Raw genomic sequence first — 20,290 nt, 5'->3', positions numbered from 1 at the left:
ATGAGCATGAAAACCAGCAGCACGCAGTTCAAACAGCGCATTCGCACCAACATGCAAGACAGCATCATGCGCGAATCGGTCGCCAGCGCCCAAGAGCGTATGTTTGGTAATCGAGCACGCGCCGCCGAAGACATCGGTCATTGGGACGAATGGCGTCAGATGGGCATGGACATTCGCGAGCATGTGTTAGAAAACTTGGACTTTTACCTAACGCAACTGAGCGATAACGTCATCGAAAACGGGGGGCATGTTTTCTTTGCGCAAACCGCAGAAGAAGCCAGCGCCTACATTGAACGCGTGGCTCAAGCGAAAAATGCCAAAAAAGTTGTTAAATCTAAGTCGATGGTCACGGAAGAAATTGACTTAAACGCCGCGCTGGAGCGCCAAGGTATTAACGTGGTGGAGACCGACCTTGGCGAATACATACTACAAATAGACGACCATGACGCGCCCTCCCATATTGTCGCCCCCGCCATTCATAAGAGTCGTGAACAAGTGCAGCAGATATTTAAAGACAAGATCGGCTACCAAGGCTCAGAAAACCCAGCAGAGATGACACGTTTCGTACGTGATCACATCCGTCAGGATTTCGTGAATGCCGACATCGGCATTACCGGCTGTAACTTTGCTGTTGCCGAGTCAGGCTCCATTGCGTTAGTCACCAATGAAGGTAATGCCCGTCTAGCCACAGCCCTCCCTAAAACACATATCGCTGTCATGGGAATGGAGCGCCTTGTCCCGACCTTTGAAGAGCTGGATGTGATGGTCACACTACTGTGTCGCAGCGCCGTCGGTTTACCATTGACTGGCTATGTAACGGTTCTGACTGGACCCAAAGAGGCGGAGCAAACCGATGGTCCTGAAGAGTTTCATTTAGTGATTTTAGATAACGGGCGCTCTGACATTCTCGCCTCGGAATTCAAATCCATTTTACGCTGTATTCGCTGTGCAGCCTGCGCCAATACTTGTCCGGCGTACCGCCATATTGGAGGCCAATCGTATGGCTCGATTTACTCTGGCCCAATTGGAGCGGTACTGTCTCCGCTGCTCGGAGGGTATCAAGATTTCCAAGATTTACCCTACGCATGCAGCCTATGCACCGCTTGTAATGATGTATGCCCGGTGAAAATCCCGCTCGCCGAATTGTTACTGAAACATCGCCAAATTATCGCGGAGAGCAAGCTGACACCGATCAAAGAGCGCATCACCGCCACCGCTTTTAACTTTATAAATAGCCGACCTACGCTATGGGGCTCTGCGGTCAATATGGGCGCAAAAGCGTCCAAAACATTGATCAAAGAAGGGGATATGGCGATCAAAATCAAAGCCGTTGAAGAATGGCACGAAACGCGGGATCTACCCGAATCAGATGGCGAATCTTTTCGTCATTGGTTTAAACACCGCACGCCATCCGATAAGCCATAGGACCCGATCATGAATACATCCAGCCGTTTACATAACCGAGAACGCTTCCTGTCAGCACTAACCACTAAACTGGGGCGTGAGCCGTTAACCCAGCCAAGTCCGTTTACATTAACGAAAGCACGCCAACATAATGTACTCAGCGATCAAACCGAGCCTCAGCAACTTGACCTATTCATGACCTATATTCGGGAGAATTTAGGCGTCAGTGCTCATCGAATTCAGACGCAAGAGCTTGCCCAGTGCCTGACCGACGAATGCTTGACGCACTACCCTTGCGCTCAAGGTTTGGTGTTACTCAGCCAAGATGCTCGTTTCGCTGATCTATCGTGCGCCGTTCAACCGTTACAGAAATCAGGCTTTACCACGACATTTTGGCAAGACGACCATGATCGAGCACAACCGATTCAATTAGCCGAACAAGCCAAAGTCGGTATCGTCTTTGCGGAGCATGCACTAGTGGAGTCGGGCACCATCGTACTCGAGTCCAGCGCCTTGCAAGGTAGAAGTATCAGTCTGCTGCCTGAGCATTCGATTTTTATCATTCGTCGTAGCAGCCTATTACCTCGGATCACCCAGTTCTGTGAACAACTGCATCAACGAGTGCAACAAGGGGAACGCTTGCCCTCATGTGTCAATTTCATCTCAGGGCCAAGCTCGACTGCTGACATCGAGTTAATTAAGGTGGTTGGCGTGCATGGCCCCCTCTCCGCATCGTATGTCATACTGGAAGATCAATAAGTGGCCCAAGGACAGAGCATGGCAACGCCATCGTTAGACGATCTGTTTTTATTTATCGACCTCGTCGACGCAGGTTCATACAGTGACGTAGCAAAGCAACGCGGGGTGACACGCTCGTCGATCAGCAAACACATCACCAAGCTGGAAGCGGAGCTGGGCGTGCAATTGTTGTTTCGTACCACGCGCCAACTTGCACCCACGGAAGCAGGTCGCACGCTGTATCAAAAAGCCCAAGAGTTACGTGTGATGGCGAATGCTACCCTTGATTCGGTCAGCCATTTGAGCGACCAAATTTCGGGGCACATCCGCCTTTCTGTGCCAACTATATCGGGCGAATTATTGCTCGCTGATGCGGTCTCTGAATTCTGTCAGGCTCACCCTGATGTGACCATCGACATGACCTTGGAAAATCAACTCGTGGATCTCGTCGCGGGACATTATGATCTCGTGATTCGCACTGCGCAGTTAGAAGATTCCAGTTTAAAAGCCGCTCCCATTTTCGACAGCCGCTGGCTGATTTGCGCCAGCCCAGATTACCTTGCGCAATACGGCCACCCTGATTCGCCTCAAGCGTTACTGAACCATCACTGCTTGGGCTACAGTAACCAATCGACGGGGGCCTTTGAGTGGTTGTTTAAAACGCCTGATGGCAACCATTACACTCAAACGGTCGCGGGCAGTTTTTCCTCCAACAATGCCGCCGCGCTGAAAATTGCAGCCCTAAAAGGCCGTGGAATCGCATACTTACCCATGTGTTTAGTGTATGACGAAATCCAAGATGGGCGGTTACAAGAGCTACTCGAACATGACTCGGCAAAGATCCTTGGCATCTATGCGTTGTACCCATTTACCAAAGCGCCTTCCAAGCGTATTCGGGCGTTGATCGATTTTATCAAGGTTCATTACGAGCGTATTCAATACCGCTTTTAACGGCACCCTGTCGCGGTGATTAGCGTTGGTGCTCGGTAACCATATTGCGCCAAAACTGCGATAGATTTGGATTGCCGTTGTGTTTGGCTCGATACAGTCGAATTTCCAGCGGCACATTCCAATTGGGCTCCCCCGCCAAGGCTAACGAACCAAAATTCAGCGCGTCGTTAACCAATCGCTTAGGCAACCATCCGATACCGAATCCCTCCTTCACCATGGCTTTTATGCTCGCTGCATGAAGGTTATTCGTCAAAATTTGCAGTTGTGGCACTTCATGTTGACGCTGCAAATGGTGGCTTAATGCGGGGGCCAAAAATGTGGCCTCATCATAGCTGATATAGGGAATGGGGCGCTTGCGCTCACCAGGCAAGGTATAAATGGGCTGCTGTTGGTCGTCCGTCGCAACACAAGGGACAAGAATCTCACGATCAATGGTGACGTACTCAAAATGTTCTTCATCTAGCTCTTTTAAGAAGCTCATTGCTGGGTGCCAAAAACACAGCATCAAGTCACTCTCATTGGCGACCATGGCATTGATAAAATCAGCTCCCGACCAAGCGCTGGATTTCATATTGACGTCAATGCTAATCCCCATTCGCTGGCATAATGGCTCGACATAATCACGGTAGTAACCCAGAAACAAAGATTGTGTGGTCACGAAGCGGATCTGCGATTGTTCCTGCTCTCTTATTTCCAGACACCTTGCTTTGGCGTCCCGCAACTGTCGAGTAATCATTTCTGCACTTTGGAGGAAGATTTCGCCTGCGGGCGTCAACGACAGTGGCAGTGTGTTGCGATCAATTAAGGTGACCTTCATTTCTTCTTCGAGTAACTTAATACGCCGACTGAAAGTGGGCTGCGTGACATTTTGCTCGTCTGCCGCGCGCGAGAAATGCCGAGTCTTCGCCAATGCAATAAAGTCCTCTAACCACCTTATTTCCATGGTCGCCCTTCCTCTACCGCATGGCACGCGACCGCACTGCCGTCTTGCTGTAACTGCATGACAGGGATTTGCTCATAACAACGCTGGTTTGCTAATGGGCAACGCCCACAAAACGTACATCCCATTGGTTTTTCCAATGGTGTAGGCACTTCTCCCGTCAAATGAATGGGCTCGACTGATAGGTCGTCTAACCGTGGAATGGAAGACAGTAAGGCCTTCGTGTAGGGATGTTTCGGAGCACTAAACAGCGACTCGCGACTTGCCACTTCACAAATGCGGCCGAGATACATCACTGCCACTCGCGTCGCAAAATGCTCAACCACGGCTAAGTCATGAGTAATAAAAATATAAGTCAGCCCAAGCGCTTGTTGCTTATCCATCATCAAGTTCAGCACTTGTGCCTGCACCGACACATCCAGTGCGGAAAGAGGCTCATCCGCAACAATCAGCTCAGGCTCTACAGATAACGCTCGCGCAATGGAAATACGCTGGCGCTGCCCACCAGAAAATTCATGCGGATAGCGATCCTCTGCATCCACACTTAATCCCACAGACACCAACAGCTCCTCAATGTAGTCATCGGTTTGCTGCCGGCTAAAATCGGGGTGATGCAGGCCAATCGCCTCATTTAAGATCTGGTAAATCGTCATCCGCGGGTTGAGTGATGCATAGGGGTTTTGAAACACCATCTGCATTTTTTTACGAAACGGCATTCGAGCTTGATCTGTCAGCTGATCAATCCGACTCCCTGAAAAATACAGCTCACCTGAAGATGGCTTTTCAAGCCCCATTAGCACCCGCGCCAACGTCGATTTACCGCAGCCAGTTTCGCCCACGACACACAGAGTTTCACCCTGCTCGATGGATAACGACACGCCATTTAAGGCATAAATCCGATCATGATTAGCGGTGTCGGATTTGCGTCGTAACAGCCGTCTGAACCAGCTCGGCAGACGCCACTCTGAGCGAGTACGATACGCTTTTTCCAAACCACGGATATCAATCAGAGGGTTACTCATCCTCAACCTCCCCCTGCCAACCACCTTCTGGGTCAAACTCAGCTAACATGTCCTCAATAGCAAAGCACGCTACCGTAGACACGCCACTGAACACAAAACCAGGGGTATTTTCTCGGCACTTATCCGTGGCGTAAGGACAACGCGGATGAAATGCACACCCGGATGGGTGATTATTTAACGCTGGCATATTGCCTTGGATTTGATTGAGCCGCTGTCCCGGTAGCGCCATTTGTGGCAAAGCATTTAATAAGCCCTGAGTATACGGGTGCTGGGGGTCATTAATAATTTCGAGCGTTGGTCCTTGTTCTACGATTCGCCCTGCGTACATTACGATCGTGCGTTCTGCGATTCGCGATACCACGCCGAAGTCATGGGTAATCAGGATCAACGCCACACCGTTGTCTTCGCAAACCTGCTTTAGCAGCTGTAATATGCCCGCTTGAATGGTCACATCTAATGCTGTGGTCGGTTCATCGGCAATAATGATCTCTGGCCGCAACAACAGCACAATCGCTATGATCACGCGTTGGCGCATGCCGCCTGATAACTCGTGAGGATATTGCTCAAATCGCTGCGCTGGGGAGGAGATTCGAACATGGGCCAATTTTTCAATCGCCAGCTTTTTGGCATCGTTATAATTAATCCGCGTGTGGCTGCGTATCGCCTCGACCATTTGATCACCCACACTCAACACCGGATTCAGCGTAATCATCGGGTCTTGAAAAATCATGGCAATCTTCTTGCCACGAATCTCTTGCCATTGCCGAGCCGTCAGCGTCGTCAGCTCGCGTCCATCAAACTTTACCGAGCCGGAATCAATCACCCCAGGTTTGCTCAATAGATTCACCAATGAATACCCTAGAATGGATTTGCCTGCGCCAGACTCACCAACGATGGCCAACCGCTCACCACGACTGACGCTAAAGCTGACATCAAACAAAGCCTGAAGATCTTGATGCCGTTGCCTAAATACCACATTAAGGTGATTAACACTCAATAAACTCATGGCACACCTTTACCCGTCTGAGGGTTCAAATGGTCACGCAGCCAATCACCCAATAAATTCATCACGAAAATCAAGATAATCAACGTAATACTGGGGAAAACAGCAATCCACCATGCTCCTGAAAACAAATAATTGACCCCAGACGAGATCAGCGCACCGAGGGAAGGCTGGGTCGGCGGCATGCCTAACCCTAAAAATGACAGCGCTGCTTCTGCGACAATGGCGTTGGCAATTTGAATCGTCAAAATCACTAAAATGGGCGATACCGTGTTGGGCAATATATGACGAAACATAATGCGGACTTTACTGACTCCCATAATGCGCGCCGCATCGACGTACTCTTTTTCCTTTTCCGCGAGCACACAAGCGCGGATGATGCGCGCAAAGATCGGCCATTCAGCGATGCCAAGCACGATAATCAACATTAACATCGCTAGTTGCTGATAGGCCGCATTGCCGAACAAAGCTTGAAAGACAGCCAACACGACAATCGCGACCATCATCGTCGAAAACGACAACTGAATATCGGCACAACGCATTAAAAAGGTATCGAGACGCCCACCAATATAGCCAGACAACAAGCCAATACAGACGCCTAACAGCAACTGAATCAGCACCGCGCAGACCCCAATGGTCAATGACAACCGAGTGCCATAAAGAATCACCGATAACAAATCTCGACCTTGCGTATCGGTACCCAGTAAAAAGCGGCTATCGCCACTCTGCCAATAGGGTGGCAGCTCGGCATTCAGCAAATCCATAAAGTCATTGCTGCTCGAGTCATACGGCGCTAACAGCGGAGCAAGCAGGGCAACGAGGCAGTAAAAAGCAAAAATAAGCAGCGCAAACAGCGCAAGCTTGTCACCACGTATCGCACTGAGAATATGACGCAATCGAGTAGGCTTCGTCGATGTAGGTATCAACGGGCGATGCAAGATATTCATGCGCTATATCCTGGTATGCGTACTCGTGGGTTCACCAAGCCATACACCACGTCGACCAGCGTATTAGTAACCACAAAGATCAGGCCGACCACTATGAGATAGGCTGATATCAGTGGTGCATCCACTCGAGTGACCGCATCCATAAATAAAAAGCCCATCCCCGGCCACTGGAAAATACTTTCCGTCAAAATGGTATAGGCGATCAATGTACCGGTTTGGATCCCCCCTACAGTGATGACAGGAAGCATGGTGTTTTTCAGTGCGTGGATAAAATAGATACGGGGTGCAGAAATGCCTTTTGACCAAGCAAACCGAATGTAGTCACTTTGCAAGACATCTATCATTTCAGCGCGAATCAGACGGATGAAAATGGGCGTCATCACAAACGCTAAGGAAACACTGGGAAGCAACAAATGCATTAAGCCATCTTTGTTAAACAAACCGGATTGCCATAGACCCAACACCTGCGTCGTGTCTCCACGGCCGAAGCTTGGTAACAATCGCCATTCGATGGCAAAGAAATACATCAGAAATACGGCAACAATGAAAATCGGGATAGACAGTCCCAAGGTACTGAATAACAAGATACTTCGTGACAGCCAGTTTTTGGGATTAATGGCGGCAAAAACACCCAGTGGAGTCGCCATCACTATCACCAATACCAGCGCACAAAACGATAGTTCAAGCGTTGCCGGCAATCGATTGGCAATCACCGTTAAGGTCGACTCTTTATAGTAATACGAAGTGCCTAAGTCGCCCTGAAGAGCTTGTCCTAAAAAGCGCCCGTACTGAACTAATGTCGGATCGTTGAGGCCTAGTTCATCGCGCAACGCTTCACGCTGCTCAACCGACACGGACGTGCCAACCATTTGGCGCACGGGGTCGCCCAGCTTGCCTTGGATCATAAAGCTCGCAAAGCTGATGGTGAGCAAAACCAGCACAGCTTGCAATAAACGCCGCAAAACGAAGCTTAGCATTTAATGATTCATCCTACTTTTGAGCATCGCCAATCCTAAAACAAGGTCTTTATCGTTCCACTTCTAAATTCCCCCAGTAAGGGAAATTCAAGAAGTTTACCACGTGATCCAGCTCAATATCGGATTTCGCCGCCCAAACAATCGATTGCCAATACAGCGGGATCACCACCGCATCATCGTAAATTTGGCGCTCGATTTGACGCAGCGCATGAACGCGACGCTCTGGGTTCATTTCACGGTTGGCGTGACGAATATCACTGTCAATCACAGGATTACAGTATTCACTGGCATTGTAGGCCCCCATTCCAGTGTCTGGATTTGGGCAGGCCAGTAGAAATTCATAGATATTATTGGAATCAAACGTATCGGCTTGCCATCCCAACATCATGACATCCGCTACGCGCTGGTCATACTGCTGAAAATACTGCGCTTTCGGTAAGGTTTTTAAATCGACCGTAATATTGATTTTTTGCAACATGGCCGCCGCGGCTTGGGCGATTTTTTCATCTCCCATGTAGCGATTATTGGGTGCCATCATGGTGACGCGGAACCCCTCTTCGTACCCGGCTTCTTTCATGAGTTGTTTGGCACGCTCAAGGTCGTATTGCGGAGTCAGTTCAGGTACATGCCCTTGAAATGGCGATGCACTCAACTGGCCCGCGGCCACACCGTGGCCTCGTAAAATCTTTTCCACAATCAAAGATTGATTAATGGCGAGATTCATCGCTTGACGAACACGCACGTCCCGAAACTCTTCGCGGCGTGACTCATTCATCTGCAATATCACCACTCGCGTCCCCGCGATGCTCGACAAAGAAATACCGGGCGTACGAGAGACACGGGCCATATCAACGGGCGCAACCGGTGAAACAATATCAACATCCCCCGTCAACAAGGCGGCTAAACGGGTAGAGTCTGAGCGAATCGGGATCATCTCTAATCGCTCAACATTGCCATCCGACTCGTCATCCCAATAGAGCGCGTTACGAACCAGCTCTAACGTTTGCCCTGCTATCCTTTTTTCTACGATAAATGGCCCAGTGCCAGAAACATTTTTAGACGCAAAGGTCTCGCCAAATTTAATGACGTCGTCTTGTCCCGCATAGTATTGCTGATCCATCACAAACACGTACGCCAGTATATTAAGCATGAGCGGATATGGGTGTTTCGTGTGGATATCCACGGTATAAGCGTCGATTTTGTCCACATCTTCGATGATATTGAACAATGCTTTGAAATCAACAGAGCGTTTTAAGCGACGAATGGTAAACACGACATCATCCGCCGTCATGGCATTACCCGAGTGAAAGAGCACATCATCTCGTAATGTGACGCGCATCGTGTTGTCATCACGCATTTGCCAAGAGGTCGCCAATCTTGGTTCAAACGAACCATCGTGCCGCCATCGTACTAGTGGATCAAATACGGCATGCGAGTATTGGATACCACCTTCGGATAACTGTTCATGGGGATCTAGTGAAATAGGGTCAGCGTCGATTGCAACACGAATCTGTGCCGCATAGGCCGACAATGAGCCCAGCACTATGCACCCTAAAATCAGTACTCGTACTAGCATTATGAGGTTCCTTCATTATGAGAGCAGCGTGGTGAGTCATACGATCGATCGAACTCTCTTTGCATTCAGTATAGAAACGGCATCCATTCGAGAACAACTTTCCATCACATAGCCTAAAAGCAAAGCAAGTGTTCACTTACTTCGCTTTTAGCCTAGAGCAGCGCATCACGAGCGAGACTACGCTGCTCCGTCATAGGGTGTTAAGCGCTCCTCTTCCACAGCATGACAAGCAATTAAATGTTGGTTTGCTTGACAACGTAAGGCCGGCGTTTCAATACGGCAACGATCATTGGCATACTGACAGCGACCATGGAACGCACAGCCATCTGGGGGATTCAGTGGCGAGGGTAACTCCCCTTCTAATTTGATTCGCTGGCGACGTTTATCAGCAGAAAGCTGAGGAGTACTGGATAACAATGCTTGCGTGTAAGGGTGTTTCGGCTGAGTAAACACTTCTTCACAAGAACCATGCTCCACGACCTTGCCCAAATACATTACCATGACATCGTCAGCGATGTGTTCCACCACGGATAAATCATGCGAAATAAACACGTAGCTCAAGCCAAACTCTTGCTGCAGATCCATCATCAGATTAAGCACCTGAGCTTGCACGGATACATCCAAGGCTGATACTGGCTCATCTGCGACGATCACCTCTGGATCAAGCATCAACCCTCGAGCAATGGCGATACGCTGCCGCTGTCCCCCCGAAAACATGTGCGGATAGCGATCATAGTGCTCTGTTTTAAGACCGACTTTAGCCATCATAGCGAGGGCTTTTGCCTTGCGCTCGGCTTTCCCCATAGACGTGTTAATCACCAATGGTTCTTCTAAAATAGCACCGATCTTTTTTCGCGGATTCAAGGAGCCATAGGGGTTTTGAAAGATGATTTGAATTTTCTGGCGCAACTGTTTTTGCTGATCTTTCGATAGTGACAACAAATCCTGTCCGATGAAATTCAATTCCCCCGCTGTTGGGGTTTCGATCATGGTGAGCATACGGCCTAGTGTGGATTTACCGCATCCAGATTCCCCCACGACAGCAAGCGTTTTGCCTTTTGCGAGTGCAAAGCTCACGCCATCTACGGCTTTTACAACCGCGTTAGGTTGAAACAGACCTTGTTTCACATCGTAGTGTTGCTTGAGGTTGTGCGCATCTAAAATAAGATCTTGGCTCATGCGGCAGGCCTCCCTTGAGCATCGAGTGGAGTATGACATTTCACTTGGCGTTCAAGCGACCCTTGGCTATCTGGCGCAACATGGCGACAGTGATCCGTGGCGTACGGGCAACGAGGGCTCAATAGACAGCCTTGTGGGCGATCATATTGCCCAGGAACCACACCAGGCAACGCTTCAAGACGCGCTTTTCCGGAGGCGGATTCCGGTAGAGATGCTAATAACGCTTGCGTATACGGGTGTCTTGGCGTGCTGAACACTTCATTGGCGGGCCCGCTCTCGACAATTTGCCCCGCATACATCACCACCACACGGTGCGCCACTTCTGCAACCAACGCCAGATCATGGGTAATCAGTACCAAGCCCATTTGCTTCTGTTTTTGTAGGTCAATCAACAAATCAATGATTTGCGCCTGAATGGTGACATCCAGCGCGGTGGTTGGCTCATCTGCGATCAGTAACTTAGGGTTACACGCAATAGCAATGGCGATCATGACACGTTGGCTCATACCACCAGACAATTGATGTGGGTAGGCATTCATGCGTGACTCGGGTGCCGGAATCCCCACCAAATTGAGAAGCTCTAACGCTCGCGCACGCAGCACTTTTTTGTTTCCGCCATCATGGGTTTTGAGTGCTTCAATGATCTGATAACCGACTGTAAAGCACGGATTCAAACTGGTCATTGGATCTTGAAAGATCATCGCAATATCCGAACCCGTGATTTTACGACGCTGCTTTTCTGGCATGGATAATAGATCTTGATCCGCAAACGATAAATTATCTGCGCTGACTTCTCCGGGATAATCGATCAGCCCCATTACCGAAAGAGAGCTCACGCTTTTCCCGGAACCTGACTCACCAACGATACCCAGCACCTCCCCTTCCTTAACGCTGTAACTGATGTTATCCACCGCGCGGAACTTGCCAAATGTGACCGATAAGTTTTCCAGTGTTAGTAATGACATGTCCGCTCCTACTGCTTCAATTTCGGATCAAGGGCGTCACGAAGACCATCACCCATGAGGTTAAACGCCAATACGGTTATCAGAATCATCAAACCAGGAAAGGTCACGACCCACCAAGCACGTTGAACAAACTGTAACGCATCAGCCAGCATACTCCCCCATTCGGGAGTCGGAGGTTGCGCACCTAAGCCTAAGAAACCAAGAGCTGCCATATCTAAAATTGCGGTGGAAAACCCGAGCGTTGCTTGCACTATAAGCGGCGCCACACAGTTGGGTAAGATACAGACAAACATCAACCGTAGAGGACTCGCTCCGATGACCCGAGACGAGGTTACATAATCACGGGACATCTCTGACATGGTCGCTGCGCGCGTCAAGCGCACATAGTGCGGTAACGATACGATAGAGATCGCCAACGCTGCGTTAACGATACTGGGGCCCAAGATAGCAACAATGGCAATAGCCAATAGTAGACTCGGCATGGCTAGCATGATGTCAACAATACGCATGATCACCGTATCTATGACCCCTTTGCAGTAACCTGCCACTAAGCCCATCAAGATCCCCATCAATAGCGATGCGGTGACTGCAACCATCCCCACCGCTAGTGATAAACGAGCACCATGGATTAAGCGGGATAAAATATCGCGCCCCACATCGTCGGTTCCCAATATATATACCCAGTTGCCTCCCTCAAGCCATGCCGGTGGTAACAACAACGCATCACGCGCTTGATCAGATGGTGAGTGGGGTGCGACGACGTCTGCAAAAATCGCCATAAAGCAAATGAAGATTATAAAAGCGAGGCCAGCCACCGCGCCTTTGTTACTACTAAAGTAATGCCAAAATTCTTGCAGTGGTGTTCTTGGTACTGGCGCTTGTAAGGTTTCAGTTGTCATAGCGCCCTCCTTATCGGCTGTGTCGAATACGTGGGTTGACGATGCCGTAGGCAATGTCGACCAATAGGTTCACAACGATAATAATCGTTGCCACAATCAGAATACCGCCTTGCACAACAGGGTAATCACGGCGGCCAATGGATTCGATAAGCCACTTACCAATACCTGGCCATGCGAACACCGTTTCCGTAAGAATCGCCCCTGACAGCAAGATACCAACTTGTAAGCCGATCACGGTGATAACGGGAATCAGAGCATTGCGCAATGCGTGGATCACAATCACGCGCCACGGAGCGATGCCTTTTGCCCTAGCTGTGCGGATGTAGTCTTCGCTCAGCACTTCCAGCATTGAAGAACGGGTCATACGTGCAATCACAGCCATGGGAATCGTGCCCAACACAATACTGGGCAGAATCAAATGTGACGCCGCGGACGAAAAAGCCCCCTCCTCACCCGAGAGAATCGAATCGATCAACATAAAGCCCGTGACATTATCTATCCAATAGACAACGTCGATGCGCCCAGATACGGGGGTCCAGCCAAGGTTGACGGAAAAAATCAGCATCAACAACAACGCCCACCAGAAAACGGGCATCGAATAGCCGGTTAGAGAAAAGGTCATAACAGAATGATCAAATAAGGTACCGCGTTTTACTGCCGCGATAATGCCCGCAGGCAACCCAACTAAGATGGCAAAGATTGCAGCACAGAACGTAAGCTCAATCGTGGCAGGAAAAAGGGCTAAAAACTCACTAAGAACAGGCTCTCTTGTCACCAAAGAATTGCCTAGGTCACCTTGTAAGACACCACTGACATAGTTGAAATATTGGATATACAGCGGTTGATCAAAACCTAATTGTGCACTGAGCTCTGCATGACGCTCAGCACTCACACCGCGCTCACCTGCCATAACCTCAATCGGATCCCCTGGGATCAATCGAATCAAGGTGAACGTCAGTAATGTTATCCCTATAAAAGTCGGGATCACTAAACTTAATCGTCGGAAAATAAATTGGAACATAGAAGACTAGCTCTCTTGCATGGAAGGATGAACGGCACAGTCCTTTTGAGCCTGCCCGATCAGCAAATCCCCCATTTGCTTCCACGAAAATGGGGGATTTGGATGAGCGCTTAGCGCTCAGGCTTACTTCTCAAGCGATACGTTGTAGAAGTAATGACCGCCAAGCGGATCAATCTTGTAGCCTTTTACTTCTTCACGAATCGGTTCGTATACCACGGAGTGAGCAACAGTGATCCAAGGTGCTTCACGCTTGAACACTTGCTGTGCCTCTTCGTAGTACTTAGTACGCTCTGCTTTATCCGACGTCTCTTTCGCTTCTAGCAGTAGGTTGTTGAACTCTTCGTTACACCATTGTGCGCGGTTTGAGCCGCCGACAGCGTCACACCCGAGCAATACATATAGGAAGTTATCTGGGTCACCATTGTCACCCGTCCAACCCAACAAGACGGTATCGTGCTCACCTTTTTTCGAACGATTTAGGTATTCACCCCATTCGTAGGACACAATCTCTGCATCCACGCCAACTTTTTTCCAATCTTCTTGGATGATCTCTGCCATACGACGTGCATTCGGGTTGTACGGACGCTGCACAGGCATGGCCCAAATGTTCGTTTTAAAGCCATCTTCGTAACCCGCTTCTTTGAGCAATGCTTTTGCCTTAACAGGGTCGTAGGCATAGTCTTTAACATTGTCGTTGTAAGACCACATAGTCGGTGGGATAGGGTTTTTAGCCACTTTACCCGCACCTTGGAACACGGCATCAATGATGGCATTCTTATTCGTCGCAAGATTCAAAGCTTGGCGCACTTTAGTATCTGTAAACGGTGCTTTTTCCGTATTGAAGGCCAAGTAACCGACGTTTAGGCCTTCTTGGCTCATCAAGTTGATCTCTTTATCCGCTTCCATTTGTGCAAGGTCCGCAGGGTTTGGATATGGCATCACATGACATTCACCGGCTTTCAATTTCGCATAACGAACAGATGCATCAGGCGTGATCGAGAATACTAAGCGATCAAACTGAGCACGGCCTTTCCAATAATCATCAAACGCGGTGTAACGGATTAGGGAGTCTTTCTGATACTGAACTTTCTGGAAAGGCCCAGTACCGACTGGATTAATATCCAACTGTTCGGGTTTACCTTGTTTCATAAGGTAATCCGCTTGCTCAGCAGAAAAGATCGAGGCGAAATCCATAGCTAAATTGGCAATAAACGGTGCTTCGGGTTTGTTGAGCACAAACTTCACGGTGTAATCATCAACTTTGACAATGTCTTTGATTAAGTCAGGCATGCCCATTCCGTTAAAGTACTCATAAGAGCCACCTGAAACATTATGGTAGGGATGGTTTTTATCCCACTGACGAGCAAACGTGAAAATGACATCGTCGGCATTAAAATCGCGGGATGGTTTAAAGTCTTTCGTACTATGAAACTTTACGCCTTTACGTAAATGGAAAGTATATTCTAGGCCATCCGCTGATACATCGTAGCTTTCAGCTAAACCTGGCTCGGTTTCCGTTGTTCCCAACTTAAACTCAAGCAGACGGTTAAACATATTTTTTGAGCTGGCATCAAACGTCGTCCCAGATGTGTAGAAAGATGGGTTAAAACCTTCTGGGCTTCCTTCAGAGCAATATACCAACGTCGATGCTGCATTCGCAGAAGTGGAAATAGCGCCGGCTGCCATTAAGGCAAGAGGTAAAGCGGCTAACCGTAGTTTCATGTTAACTCTCCATTTAGCGTAATTATGATCGTGCTGAGCACGAGAGAATTCTTAGTACCATCGAAGGGCACTCATGTGTTCTTTGTGATGTTTGTGATTGGGAGAACGGCTCGATTGGTTTAAAAAGCGGCCCCAATTCAAGCGTTCACTCGAATGGGGCGGCCTTCCCTCTTCCTTGAGGCCCCCTTAGCGTTTTCACAAACTGAGTAAACAGTTTGCAAAAACAGCGTATTTGAAGAGTACGTAACGCGTGTTGAATGACCAATCGAAATAACGACATGGGCTATACGTAGGACGTATCACGAGCTATTGAAGATTTAAAAATATAGATTTTTCAGCACTTTAGAATCAGTCACTGGAGAATTATTTTTTCTACGTCAGTCAAAAGGACAGTATTGGATAGTAGAAATTATGCGTTTTTTATCGGACCAAACACCAACACTGCGTTAGGTATTAAGCTGACTATCACAGCGGATTTTAGGTGTTTTATTGATCTACAGCGGGGTTTATAAGCATTTTATGTCAATTGGGTTTTAACAGTGATAAGCCACTGGGTATACTGCGGCCATTGTCTGCATTGATTGCCCAAATTTGGATTGAGGAAGAGAATCGTGAGTTCGCTAAGCAAATTTTTGAGCCGTAAGCTAATAGCGCTAGTCAGCATTGCAGGACTCTCTGCGTTGATGAGTTCAACGGTCAGTGCATTTGGTCAAAGTCCGGAAGAAATCGCTGCGCGCACTGCGCCAATCGGCAGTGTCTGTATTGCAGGCGAAGAATGTGAGGTGGCATCTTCCTCGGCGGTCGCGGCCAATGATGGCCCACGCTCTGGTGAGGCAATCTACAATCAATACTGCACTGCGTGTCACTCTTTAGGCGTTGCAGGCGCACCGAAATTTGGTGACGCGGGCGATTGGGCGCCACGTATCGCCAAGGGCTTCGATTCTTTGTTAAGTAATGCAATCAGCGGTTTCAACGCGATGCCAGCCCGCGGCACCTGTGCAAATTGTACGGACGAAGAAATTCAAGTGACCATTGAATACATGGTCGACAACAGCCAATAATGACCACTTAAACAAAAAGGGCCGCTTAGGTATCTAGCGGCCCTTCGTTTTAACAATAACGGCTTCCTAATCGTTTAACATCGCTTTTAATGCCGATAAGGACGCTTTACCACGCTCTTTCTTTTGCGTATCGGATTCATCAGCACGCCCTTCCCACACTAAATCCTCTTCAGGTAATTCGTCTAGGAATCGGCTTGGCAAGCAGTCTATTTCTTCCCCAAATTGACGACGCTTGGCAGCCATCGTAATGCATAGCGTTTGCTTAGCACGGGTGATTCCGACGTAAGCGAGACGCCGCTCTTCCTCGATATCATCATTTTCAATGCTGTTGCGGTGAGGCAAGAGTTCTTCCTCGCAGCCGATCAAAAATACATGGGGATACTCCAATCCTTTAGAGGCGTGAAGCGTCAGCAATTGCACTTTGTCTTCATCCTCTTCTTCCTCTTGTCGTTCGAGCATATCAATCAATAGCAGCTTAGATATCGCGTGATCCAAACCTGCATCAGCATCTTCTTCCCAAGCGGCTTCCATCATTCGTTGGATAGATTCGATTAAGAAACGCACGTTTTCGATACGACGTTCTGCCGCCTTGGGTGAGCTGGACTGCTCCTGCAACCAACCAAAATAATCCATGTCATGAATCATTTGCTCAATCACTGGAATGGGCGACCCTTTGGTCAATCGGTCTCGTAGGTTTCTGATCCAAGATTCGAACTCTCGCAGGCTACGCAACGGATTTCCCGTAATGGTTTCATCCAATTCCTTATAACCCGCGGCTTCAAACAAACTGACACCACGCAGATTAGCGACATTCCCGACCTTCTCTAAGGTTGCAGGTCCAATCTCACGCCGCGGCAAATTTATCACTCTAAGAAAGGCATTATCATCGGTGGAATTCACTAATAGCCGTAGATATCCCATTAAGTCTTTGATCTCAGGGCGTGAGAAAAACGACGTGCCACCGTTCATCTTGTAGGGAATTCGGTAAGCCTGAAGCTTAATTTCCAGCAATCGAGCTTGATGGTTCCCACGATAGAGCACTGCAAACTCTTTATAGGGAATGTTGTAGCGTAAGTGACGCGATTGAATTTCCGCAGCGACTCGCTCTGACTCAGCATCTTCATTACGAGTAATCATAATCCTAATCGGATCCCCTACGCCCAAATCACTCCACAGTGCCTTGTCATAGACGTGCGGGTTATTTGCGATTAACGTATTGGCAGCCTTCAAGATGGTTTTCGTTGAGCGGTAGTTTTGCTCCAACTTCACGAGCTTTAGGTTCGGGTAATCCACCGATAAGCGTTCGAGGTTTTCAGGACGCGCGCCACGCCATGCGTAGATTGACTGGTCATCATCTCCCACTAAAGTAAAACAGCGGCGATAACCCGCCAACAAACGAATCAACTCATACTGACTGGCGTTGGTGTCTTGACACTCATCAACCAGCAAATAGCGCACTTTTTTCTGCCATTTTTCACGCAGCGATTCATCAGAGATCAATAAGCTCACTGGCAACAAAATCAAATCATCGAAATCAACCGCATTGTAGGCGCGAATATAACGCTGGTACTGCGCATAAACCTGAGCGGCCAATTGCAGCTCTTCAGTATCCGCATTGGTCATCGCTTCGTTAGGGGGAACGAGATCATTTTTCCAATTGGAGATGGAGTGCTGGCAAAACCCAGCCGCATCCAGTTGCCCGTTGAATTCTTTATCTAAAATGTCTTTAACTAAAGTAAGAGAATCTTGCGAATCAAATAAGGTAAAACCTTCTTTTAAACCCGCCTTGCGGTACTCTTTACGCAGGATATTCAATCCCAACGTATGGAAGGTAGAAATACTGAGGCCACGACTTTCCTCCTTACTCAACATCCCCACCACGCGCTCTTTCATTTCACGCGCCGCTTTATTGGTAAAGGTCACCGCCACAATGCTATTCGCTTTGAAACCACAGGTTTGAATCAAGTAGGCAATCTTCGTAGTGATCACACTGGTCTTACCGGAGCCTGCCCCTGCAAGAACAAGTAACGGCCCATCAATCTGTTTAACCGCTTCTAGTTGGCGAGGATTAAGATTGCGCATGCGTTGCGTGATGGAAGGAACTGGCTGACTCATAGACGCTATTGACCAAAGAATTCTTAGAATGATCGAGTATTCTACACTAGTCACCCAACGACCAGTATTGGTCGATAACGATAAATCCGTGATAGTTTGTGCCCTTCATCGGGCCCTCGAGCTATGCGCTTACCCCTCACACTACCGAATCAGCAAGCAACAGCGCTCATCAAAAGACAAACCGCAATGCAACGCCCGCTTCGTCTGACGTGTTGTGGGGCTCGTAGTAATAAGCACTGATGCCGTTGCAGTTAGGTGTACTAAGCAACCGGGTCTCAGAGTCGTCTATTTCCCAAGTACGATAGTACGGCTCAACAATCATTGAGCGGCCACCTCGCGCGATGGGAAATGCAATATTAGCTGATACTCGAAAACCCTCGCCGGAGCTCTGGCGAAAATCCCCCGCATCACCGCCACAGACTTCATCAATGCCAGAGAAGTTACGCCCCATTAGGAAGTAGTCGTATTCGGCACGCAATGACACACTAACCCCACGACCTAGCGATTGACGCAAGTTAATACCTATCGGTATATACCAATAATACTGCTGACGAGAGTAGCCATATGCGCCAGTAGATGAGCGCATGCCACTGCTGTCATCAGATAAGTAACGTTGCCCGATTCCAACATAGGCATGCAAATCACTGTAGGAGGATTGGAACAACCTAGGCCCGAATAAAGCCCGAGCTTCGAACAACGAGTCAGGGATATTTTCTATCGTGCCAGACCCATCGTAGTCCATGTAGCCGAACGCGTAATCCACTTCAATGGCAGCTATAATGTCACTGTAGTTGACGAAGCGCGCTTGAATGCCATACAAGTTGCCCTCTTCATGCATAACATCCGGTTCAACATAAAGAATCGAAGAGTACGAAAAACCTAACTCCGTCACATTCTGCGCCGAAGCTAGCGTAGACAACCCAGCCAAAGCAGCACACACAGTGGGAAATATAACTTTCATCCAATTACCTAAACAGTGATCACGGAGTACCTTTACTATACACCAGACGTTGCACTCGCCAGTGTTTTCTCCATCTTACGATAACTCAATGATTCCATTAAATGCTTTCGTGCAACCTGTGTTTGCTCAAGGTCTGCCAGTGTGAGGGCAACGCGCAATACCCGATGATAAGCACGGGCAGAGAGCTTTAGTCGATCTAACGCTTGTTGCATAAACTGTTTATCCGAATCCGACAACGCACAAATTCGCTCAAGATCGCGCCCATTAAGTAGCGCATTTTGACAGCCTTGTCGTTGCCGTTGGCGCGCCACGGCCGCTTCGACGCGTTGGCGAACAATTGCACTGCTCTCACCTTGCTCTTGCTCATTGACTAAGACATCAGTCGGTAACGGTGGTACTTCTACATGCAAATCAATACGATCAAGAAACGGTGCGGAAAGCTTACGTAAGTACTTTTGACTCGCGGCAGATTGATAGTAATCTTGCCCACCACTATACGCTTCATTGCTGGCGTTCATCGCGGCCACAAGTTGGAATCTGGCTGGGTAGGTCACTTGTCCACGCGCTCGCGAGATATGCACTTCACCATTTTCAAGCGGCTCGCGAAGTACTTCTAGCACTTTACGGTCAAATTCGGGTAGCTCGTCGAGAAACAATACGCCACGGTGACTTAAAGAGGCTTCTCCAGGCTTAGTGACAATTATATTGAAAAAATGTGTTCTACATCATATTTTTGTAATGACATCAAAATATAGTAATGGAGCTATAATGACTCTCCATCGCTAAGCAAAATCATTCTTAACTGATAT

The 20,290-nt window shown here is 48.6% G+C and carries 18 protein-coding genes; 4 read left to right on the top strand and 14 right to left on the bottom strand.

Translation table 11 applies throughout. The features are described from left to right. From DN730_RS11110 to DN730_RS11100, 3 genes are read left to right on the top strand one after another with little or no spacing between them, the layout of a single operon-like run. Complete coding sequence (locus DN730_RS11110; RefSeq protein ID WP_115468211.1) at nt 1–1,425, top strand: LutB/LldF family L-lactate oxidation iron-sulfur protein; 1,425 nt, start codon at nt 1–3, stop codon at nt 1,423–1,425. Between the two features lie 9 nt (nt 1,426–1,434). Next, nucleotides 1,435–2,163: a LutC/YkgG family protein gene (locus DN730_RS11105; protein WP_115468210.1), complete on the top strand. Its 729-nt coding sequence runs from the start codon at nt 1,435–1,437 to the stop codon at nt 2,161–2,163. 18 nt (nt 2,164–2,181) lie between these two features. After that, nucleotides 2,182–3,093 carry a LysR family transcriptional regulator gene (locus tag DN730_RS11100; protein ID WP_115468209.1) on the top strand — a complete coding sequence of 304 codons (912 nt, stop codon included), beginning with the start codon at nt 2,182–2,184 and terminating at the stop codon, nt 3,091–3,093. A 19-nt stretch (nt 3,094–3,112) separates the two neighbouring features. Here DN730_RS11100 and DN730_RS11095 read toward each other — a convergent pair whose 3' ends face one another. The 11 genes from DN730_RS11095 to DN730_RS11045 all read right to left on the bottom strand — a co-directional run bounded on the left by DN730_RS11095 (nt 3,113) and on the right by DN730_RS11045 (nt 15,344). Beyond that, nucleotides 3,113–4,036, bottom strand: coding sequence for a LysR family transcriptional regulator (locus tag DN730_RS11095; protein ID WP_115468208.1), 924 nt, complete (start codon nt 4,034–4,036; stop codon nt 3,113–3,115). Beyond that, entirely contained in the window at nt 4,027–5,055 is a 1,029-nt protein-coding gene (locus DN730_RS11090) for an ABC transporter ATP-binding protein (protein WP_115468207.1), read from the bottom strand. Before DN730_RS11090 ends, DN730_RS11095 begins: the two co-directional genes overlap by 10 nt. Then, nucleotides 5,048–6,061 (bottom strand): ABC transporter ATP-binding protein, encoded by a 1,014-nt coding sequence (locus tag DN730_RS11085; RefSeq protein ID WP_115468206.1) that lies wholly within the window; start codon nt 6,059–6,061, stop codon nt 5,048–5,050. The genes DN730_RS11090 and DN730_RS11085 overlap by 8 nt, the downstream gene beginning before the upstream one ends. Then, nucleotides 6,058–7,005: an ABC transporter permease gene (locus DN730_RS11080; RefSeq protein ID WP_115468205.1), complete on the bottom strand. Its 948-nt coding sequence runs from the start codon at nt 7,003–7,005 to the stop codon at nt 6,058–6,060. The genes DN730_RS11085 and DN730_RS11080 overlap by 4 nt, the downstream gene beginning before the upstream one ends. Continuing rightward, entirely contained in the window at nt 7,002–7,982 is a 981-nt protein-coding gene (locus DN730_RS11075) for an ABC transporter permease (RefSeq protein ID WP_115468204.1), read from the bottom strand. Before DN730_RS11075 ends, DN730_RS11080 begins: the two co-directional genes overlap by 4 nt. A gap of 49 nt (nt 7,983–8,031) precedes the next feature. Further along, nucleotides 8,032–9,558, bottom strand: coding sequence for an ABC transporter substrate-binding protein (locus tag DN730_RS11070; protein WP_115468203.1), 1,527 nt, complete (start codon nt 9,556–9,558; stop codon nt 8,032–8,034). Between the two features lie 177 nt (nt 9,559–9,735). Beyond that, complete coding sequence (locus tag DN730_RS11065) at nt 9,736–10,737, bottom strand: peptide ABC transporter ATP-binding protein (RefSeq protein ID WP_115468202.1); 1,002 nt, start codon at nt 10,735–10,737, stop codon at nt 9,736–9,738. Then, on the bottom strand, nt 10,734–11,702 hold the full coding sequence (dppD, locus tag DN730_RS11060) for a dipeptide ABC transporter ATP-binding protein (protein ID WP_115468201.1): 969 nt from the start codon (nt 11,700–11,702) through the stop codon (nt 10,734–10,736). Before dppD ends, DN730_RS11065 begins: the two co-directional genes overlap by 4 nt. A gap of 8 nt (nt 11,703–11,710) precedes the next feature. Next, nucleotides 11,711–12,601, bottom strand: coding sequence for a dipeptide ABC transporter permease DppC (gene dppC / locus DN730_RS11055; protein WP_115468200.1), 891 nt, complete (start codon nt 12,599–12,601; stop codon nt 11,711–11,713). Between the two features lie 10 nt (nt 12,602–12,611). Beyond that, nucleotides 12,612–13,622: an ABC transporter permease subunit gene (locus DN730_RS11050; RefSeq protein WP_115468199.1), complete on the bottom strand. Its 1,011-nt coding sequence runs from the start codon at nt 13,620–13,622 to the stop codon at nt 12,612–12,614. Nucleotides 13,623–13,745: 123 nt separating this feature from the next. After that, nucleotides 13,746–15,344: an ABC transporter substrate-binding protein gene (locus DN730_RS11045; protein WP_115468198.1), complete on the bottom strand. Its 1,599-nt coding sequence runs from the start codon at nt 15,342–15,344 to the stop codon at nt 13,746–13,748. A gap of 611 nt (nt 15,345–15,955) precedes the next feature. Between DN730_RS11045 and DN730_RS11040 the strand changes: the two genes are divergently transcribed. Continuing rightward, nucleotides 15,956–16,405, top strand: coding sequence for a c-type cytochrome (locus DN730_RS11040; RefSeq protein WP_245957945.1), 450 nt, complete (start codon nt 15,956–15,958; stop codon nt 16,403–16,405). 66 nt (nt 16,406–16,471) lie between these two features. On the opposite strand, the gene rep is transcribed toward DN730_RS11040, so the two are convergent. The 3 genes from rep to DN730_RS11025 all read right to left on the bottom strand — a co-directional run bounded on the left by rep (nt 16,472) and on the right by DN730_RS11025 (nt 20,182). Next, nucleotides 16,472–18,520, bottom strand: coding sequence for a DNA helicase Rep (rep, locus tag DN730_RS11035; RefSeq protein ID WP_115468197.1), 2,049 nt, complete (start codon nt 18,518–18,520; stop codon nt 16,472–16,474). A gap of 169 nt (nt 18,521–18,689) precedes the next feature. Next, nucleotides 18,690–19,481, bottom strand: a complete 792-nt coding sequence (locus tag DN730_RS11030; protein ID WP_115468196.1) for a hypothetical protein — start codon at nt 19,479–19,481, stop codon at nt 18,690–18,692. A 35-nt stretch (nt 19,482–19,516) separates the two neighbouring features. Continuing rightward, the gene (locus DN730_RS11025; protein WP_281270521.1) at nt 19,517–20,182 is read right to left on the bottom strand and encodes an ATP-binding protein; all 666 of its coding nucleotides are present in this window, start codon (nt 20,180–20,182) and stop codon (nt 19,517–19,519) included. Between the last annotated feature and the right edge of the window lie 108 nt (nt 20,183–20,290).

Origin of the sequence: Marinomonas piezotolerans, from assembly GCF_003362755.1 — a bacterium.
In the GTDB taxonomy this organism is placed as follows: domain Bacteria; phylum Pseudomonadota; class Gammaproteobacteria; order Pseudomonadales; family Marinomonadaceae; genus Marinomonas; species Marinomonas piezotolerans.
This window is presented reverse-complemented; position numbering and strand designations above follow the sequence as displayed.

Coding starts and splice junctions, on each gene's coding strand:
- dppC (WP_115468200.1), bottom strand. CDS start 12,601: ATGACAACTGAAACCTTACAAGCGCCAGTACCAAGAACACCACTGCAA.
- DN730_RS11105 (WP_115468210.1), top strand. CDS start 1,435: ATGAATACATCCAGCCGTTTACATAACCGAGAACGCTTCCTGTCAGCA.
- DN730_RS11065 (WP_115468202.1), bottom strand. CDS start 10,737: ATGAGCCAAGATCTTATTTTAGATGCGCACAACCTCAAGCAACACTAC.
- DN730_RS11085 (WP_115468206.1), bottom strand. CDS start 6,061: ATGAGTTTATTGAGTGTTAATCACCTTAATGTGGTATTTAGGCAACGG.
- DN730_RS11045 (WP_115468198.1), bottom strand. CDS start 15,344: ATGAAACTACGGTTAGCCGCTTTACCTCTTGCCTTAATGGCAGCCGGC.
- dppD (WP_115468201.1), bottom strand. CDS start 11,702: ATGTCATTACTAACACTGGAAAACTTATCGGTCACATTTGGCAAGTTC.
- DN730_RS11075 (WP_115468204.1), bottom strand. CDS start 7,982: ATGCTAAGCTTCGTTTTGCGGCGTTTATTGCAAGCTGTGCTGGTTTTG.
- DN730_RS11050 (WP_115468199.1), bottom strand. CDS start 13,622: ATGTTCCAATTTATTTTCCGACGATTAAGTTTAGTGATCCCGACTTTT.
- DN730_RS11080 (WP_115468205.1), bottom strand. CDS start 7,005: ATGAATATCTTGCATCGCCCGTTGATACCTACATCGACGAAGCCTACT.
- DN730_RS11070 (WP_115468203.1), bottom strand. CDS start 9,558: ATGCTAGTACGAGTACTGATTTTAGGGTGCATAGTGCTGGGCTCATTG.
- DN730_RS11110 (WP_115468211.1), top strand. CDS start 1: ATGAGCATGAAAACCAGCAGCACGCAGTTCAAACAGCGCATTCGCACC.
- DN730_RS11030 (WP_115468196.1), bottom strand. CDS start 19,481: ATGAAAGTTATATTTCCCACTGTGTGTGCTGCTTTGGCTGGGTTGTCT.
- rep (WP_115468197.1), bottom strand. CDS start 18,520: ATGAGTCAGCCAGTTCCTTCCATCACGCAACGCATGCGCAATCTTAAT.
- DN730_RS11090 (WP_115468207.1), bottom strand. CDS start 5,055: ATGAGTAACCCTCTGATTGATATCCGTGGTTTGGAAAAAGCGTATCGT.
- DN730_RS11100 (WP_115468209.1), top strand. CDS start 2,182: ATGGCAACGCCATCGTTAGACGATCTGTTTTTATTTATCGACCTCGTC.
- DN730_RS11095 (WP_115468208.1), bottom strand. CDS start 4,036: ATGGAAATAAGGTGGTTAGAGGACTTTATTGCATTGGCGAAGACTCGG.